Genomic DNA, 538 nt, shown 5'->3' on the forward strand with positions numbered 1-538 from the left:
TGCCGTCGGTGGGGCCGCCGCCCGGATCCTCGGTCGGGTCGGTCTCTCCCGGGTCGTCGGACGGGCTGCCGCCGCTGGGGTCGTCGCTCGGCTCGCCGGTGTCGTCGGACGGCGTGCCGGGGTTGCTGGGCCGGCCGGGGGTGCTGCTGCTGCCGCTGCTGGGCTTGCCCGGTGCGGTGTCGCTGGGCTCGCCGCTGGGTGAGCCGCCGTTCGAGGAGGCGTCGTCGGGCTCGTCGGCCGAGGTGTCCCCCGACGGCTTGCCGCTCGAAGAGGAACTGCCCGACGGAGTGCCCGCCGCATCGGGCAGCCGGCTCGGTCCGGGCTGCTGCCCGCGGTCACCGGACTTCACGGGCTGGTCCGCCGGGAGGCCGCCGTCGTCGTCCCGCTGCGTGGCCGAACGGTCGGGCTTGACGACGTCCGACGGAGTGTCGTCACCGCCCGAGGTGTTGCCGAGCGTGACGACGGTGCCGAGCACCGCGGCGAGCAGCGCACCCGCGCCGGCCGCCACCACGTTGCGCCGGGCTCCGCGGAACACCGA

At 76.6% G+C, this 538-nt stretch carries 1 pseudogene; it reads right to left on the reverse strand.

Annotated features, from left to right (window positions below):
- Window positions 1-538, reverse strand: a pseudogene (locus ACYVE9_RS30480) (ATP-binding protein); the annotation flags it as partial.

Source organism: Streptomyces sparsus, from assembly GCF_054776295.1.